This is a genomic window from Prevotella sp. HMSC073D09 (assembly GCF_001814145.1).
Taxonomy (GTDB): Bacteria; Bacteroidota; Bacteroidia; order Bacteroidales; family Bacteroidaceae; genus Prevotella; species Prevotella conceptionensis.
Genome location: NZ_KV815155.1, coordinates 1 through 585, shown reverse-complemented (window position 1 = coordinate 585; position 585 = coordinate 1). Strand labels below are relative to the sequence as shown.

Below are 585 nucleotides of genomic sequence, written 5' to 3'. Positions count from 1 at the left end.
CCACCGACTACGACTGCCGTTGGGGCGCACCGCTGGAAACGCGCGACATCAACGGCAACCGCATGCGCTATGCCTACGACGACGCGGGCAGGCCCACCGCAATCGTCGGCCCGAAGGAGCTGGCCGCTGGCAGGCCCTACACCGTACGGTTCGAGTACCATCCCGCAGGCCGCTGGGCGCGCACGCTGCACTATGCCCCCGAGGGCGACGTGGAGACGCGCACCTTCGCCGACAGCCTGATGCGCGCCGTGCAGACCAAGCGCACGGGCGTGGTTTGGAAGGGCGGGGCGGCCCACAAGGTGTCGATAGTGAGCGGCCGGACGGTACAGGACGCCTTCGGGCGGACCCTCCGGGCGTACTGGCCCACCGAGGAAGGCTTCGGCAGCATGGGCCTATATAATAAAGGTGTGGGCGACCTGCAAGCCACCACCGAATACGACGCCTACGACCGCCCCACCAAGGTGACGCTGCCCGACGGGGCGACCACGACGACGGCCTACGCCATCGTAGACCACGACGGCGAACCGATGCTCGAGACGCGCGTCACCGATGCGCTGGGCAGGCACGCCGAAAGCTACACCGACG

General features: G+C 68.4%; 1 pseudogene. It reads left to right on the top strand.

The window, feature by feature from the left end:
- A pseudogene (locus HMPREF2955_RS14685) lies at positions 1-585 on the top strand (hypothetical protein); the annotation flags it as partial.